Origin of the sequence: Dietzia sp. DQ11-38-2 (assembly GCF_014145055.1) — a bacterium.
Taxonomy (GTDB): domain Bacteria; phylum Actinomycetota; class Actinomycetes; order Mycobacteriales; family Mycobacteriaceae; genus Dietzia.
The window spans coordinates 1-3813 of the sequence record NZ_JAALDW010000366.1 but is presented as its reverse complement, the minus strand read 5'-3'; the positions used below and the strand labels follow the sequence as shown (position 1 = coordinate 3813).

4 protein-coding genes are annotated in these 3813 nt (G+C 69.8%); all 4 read right to left on the bottom strand.

What is annotated here, in order from left to right:
* Nucleotides 1–632: alpha/beta fold hydrolase (locus tag G6026_RS12400; protein ID WP_182613354.1), on the bottom strand; the 632-nt coding region annotated here is incomplete at its 3' end.
* A 146-nt stretch (nucleotides 633–778) separates the two neighbouring features.
* On the bottom strand, nucleotides 779–1294 hold the full coding sequence (locus G6026_RS12395) for a phage holin family protein (protein ID WP_107755632.1): 516 nt from the start codon (nucleotides 1292–1294) through the stop codon (nucleotides 779–781).
* A gap of 81 nt (nucleotides 1295–1375) precedes the next feature.
* Nucleotides 1376–3343: an acetate--CoA ligase gene (gene acs / locus G6026_RS12390; protein ID WP_107755633.1), complete on the bottom strand. Its 1968-nt coding sequence runs from the start codon at nucleotides 3341–3343 to the stop codon at nucleotides 1376–1378.
* Between the two features lie 144 nt (nucleotides 3344–3487).
* Nucleotides 3488–3813 (bottom strand): hypothetical protein (locus tag G6026_RS12385; RefSeq protein ID WP_206681829.1); only part of this gene is annotated, 326 nt, incomplete at its 5' end.

Sequence of the window (3813 nt, the reverse complement as noted above, 5' to 3'; positions counted from 1 at the left end):
GGCTGGTCGAGGACACCCGAGACCGTGCGGCGGAAATCGCGTCCGTCCGGGCGGAGCTGGCTGCGGACCATCCAGCGGCGCGACTCCAGGGACAGGTGGGCGGCCTTGGGGATGAGCATGGCCTGCCGGAGCAGCGCCGCGGTCTCGCGGAAGTCGTCGGTGTCCTGCCACGCCGGCGCGGAACGGTCCCGGAGCATCGCCTCCACCGACGCCGCGCCGTCGGTGGTGAGGCGGCGTTCGGGGAGCCGGGGAGCCTGGTCTGCAAGAAGACGGGGCACCAGGGCACGGCGTTGGGCGCGATCGCGGATCGCGGCGTGGCGGGTGGCCAGGGGGTGCGGAGAACCGACGACGACGAGGCCCCGCACCGCACGAGGCCGGTGGTATGCCGCCGTCCAGGCCACGAATCCGCCCTCGCCCTGTCCCACGATCACCGCGGAGGTGTGCCCGAGCGCGCGGATGAGGTGCGTGATGTCCGAGGCCAGGGTCCATCCGTCGTACCCGCGCGGTGGTTTGTCGGAGTCCCCGTGGCCCCGCAGGTCCACCGCGACGGCGTGGAATCCGGCCTCGGCCAGCGCCACGAGGGGTTTGCGCATGGTCCACCAGATCCCGCCCAGGCCGTGGATCAACACCACCAGTGGCGGGAGTTCTCCGGGGACGGTGTCGGCCGGAAGGGCCTCGGCGACGTGCAGACGGATGCCGTTGGCCGAGACGTCACGATGCCGCCACGACCCGTCGATCCTGACGATCGACGGGTCGGGCGGCCGGTGTGCGGGAGTATTCAGCTGCGCGTGGCGGGCTGGGGGGTCTCGGTGACCCGCACCGTCCCGGGCCGCGGCTGGGTGCCCGTGGGCATGGCCAGCTTGAGGTCGGACACCGAGTCGATGGTGCGCTGGGGCTTACGGATCTTCTTGACCTTGCGGTAGCCGAGCAGGGCGCAGACCGCCGCCAACAGCACCAGCACCACGAAGACGATGAGGAATCCGATCCAGTCCCAGGACTGGGTGCCGAACCACAGGGAGATGAGCTTGGCCCACATGAAGACGAACGGGAAGAACGACATCAGCAGAAGCACGAGCGCCGCGACGAAGAAGCCCGACCCGGTGGCGGCCCTCTTGACCTGCTCGGTGACCTCGGTCTTGGCGAGCTCGATCTCCGCGCGGACGAGCGTGGACACCTGCGTGGTGGCGTTCTTGACCAGGGTTCCGATGCTGGCGTCGCCCCGACCGATCGAGTCCGCGTCGTGCAGGGGGATCGATGCCTCGGTCGGCGAGTGGGTTCCCTGGGCGTGGCTCACGGTTGTTCCTCCATAGTCAGGCGACGGATGCACCGTCGTCCATCGTGCCACGACACGTGGCCGCCTTCACCCGCTACCCGGTCAGCCGCGCGTGCCCTTCTCCCTGATCTGCTCCATGATGGTCGGATCGGACAGGGTCGAGGTGTCCCCGCCGTCGCGGCCCTCCGCCATGTCCTTTAGCAGACGCCGCATGATCTTCCCGGAGCGCGTCTTGGGCAGTTCGGGCACGATCGTGATGTCGCGGGGCTTGGCGATCGGGGAGATCTCCCGCGACACCTCGGCGCGCAGCTCGTCGATGAGCTTCTGGCGGTCCTCCTCGGCGTCGACGTTGCCGCGCAGGATCACGTACGCGACGATCGCCTGGCCGGTGGTCTCGTCGTTGGCGCCCACCACTGCCGCCTCGGCGACCGCGCGGTGCCCGACGAGGGCGGACTCCACCTCGGAGGTGGAGATGCGGTGGCCGGAGATGTTCATCACGTCGTCGACGCGCCCCAGCACCCACAGTGCGCCGTCGGAGTCCCACTTGGCGCCGTCACCGGCGAAGTAGTACCCCTCCTCGGCGAACCGGGACCAGTAGGTGTCCCGGTAGCGCTCCATGTCGCCCCAGATGCCGCGGAGCATGGACGGCCACGGCTCGGTGAGCACCAAGAAGCCCTGTTCCTCCGCGGCGACCTCCTTGGCCTCGTTGTCCACGATGGACACGGAGATGCCGGGCAGCGGCCGCATGGCCGATCCGGGCTTGGTCTCGGTCACGCCCGGCAACGGGGAGATCATGATCGCACCGGTCTCCGTCTGCCACCACGTGTCCACGATGGGGGCGGTGCCGCCGCCGAGGTTGTCGCGGTACCAGCGCCACGCCTCCGGGTTGATGGGCTCACCCACGGAGCCGAGCAGGCGGATCGAGGTCAGGTCATGGGCGGCCGGGATCTCGGCGCCCCACTTCATGAAGGTCCGCACGAGGGTGGGTGCCGAGTAGTAGATGGTGACGCCGTACTTCTCGATGATCTGGAAGTGGCGGTGCTCGTCCGGTGAGTTGGGGGTGCCCTCGTAGACGATGCACTCGGCACCGTTCGAGAGCGGGGCGTACACGCCGTAGGTGTGCCCGGTGACCCAGCCGACGTCCGCGGTGCACCAGTAGACGTCCTGGCCGGGCTTGTGGTCGAACACGTTGTGGTGGGTGTACGACGCCTGGGTGAGGTAGCCGCCGGAGGTGTGGACGATCCCCTTGGGCTTTCCCGTGGTCCCCGAGGTGTAGAGCAGGAACAGGGGATGCTCGGAGTCGAAGGCCTCGGGCGTGTGCTCGGTGGACTGCTGCGGGACCACCTCGTCCCACCACGCGTCCCGGCCCTCGGTCCACTCCACGTCGAGCCCGGTCCGACGGACCACGAGGACGGTCTGCACCGATTCGGCGGTCCCCTCGGCGTCGACCCCGTTTCCGGAGAGCGCGTCGTCGACCCCGGCCTTGAGCGGCGCGGGCTTACCGCGACGGAACTGGCCGTCGGCGGTGATGACGACCTTCGCCTCCGCGTCGTCGATGCGCTGGCGGAGCGCGTTGGGGGAGAAGCCGGCGAACACCACGGAGTGGGTGAGCCCGAGGCGGGCGCAGGCCAGCATCGCGATGTAGACCTCGGGCAGGAGCGGCATGTAGATCGCCACCCGGTCGCCGGCCACGAGCCCGAGGGAGCTGAGGTAGTTGGCCGCGCGGCTGACCTCGTCCTTGAGTTCGGCGTAGGTGATGTCGCGGGCGTCATCCTCCGGCTCGCCGATCCAGTGGATGGCCACCCGGTCGCCGTTGCCGGCCTCGACGTGACGGTCCACGCAGTTGTGGGCCACGTTGAGCTTGCCGCCGACGAACCACTTGGCGACCGGTGCGTCGGACCAGTCGAGCACCTCGGACCACTCCGTGGACCAGTCCAGGCGCCGTGCCTGCTCGTCCCAGAACGCGAGTCTGTCAGCGGCTGCGACGTCGTAGAGGTCGGCCTGCGCGTTGGCCTGGGCGGTGAAGGCGGGGTCGGGTGCGTAGGTCTGGGTGTGGTCGTGATCGGTCATCAGCGGCTCTCTCTCGGGATGTGTGTTCACGGCGGCCGGAATCGACACGGCGGAAGCGACCGAACCGGTTTCTGTGAGCGTAGTCACATACGCTCGACCGTGTTTCGCAACACACCCGATAGGGGGGCGCGGGGGGAGTGGGGGTCAGGACTTCCGTTCGCGGCCTGGGGATTCGACGGCCTCGCCGCCGTCATCAGGGGTGGTGTCGCCCTTCTGCTGGGCGGGAGTCTCGGCGTCGGACCGGCCTCCGCCTGCGGGGGATCCCGGTGACGCCGTCGTCGTTCCCGTCGACTGTCGCGCGTCCCGGGAGTCCTCGGTCGTGGTCGCGGAATCGTCGGGCGTCTTGTCGGGCGCGTTGCCGGGCGCCTTCGGCGTGGTCGCCTCGCTGTTCTTCGCCTTCCCGTCGGCCGCCGCGCCGGCCGGCGCCGTCGCCGCGGACTTCTCCGTCGTCGCCGGGGCGGTCTCGCGCA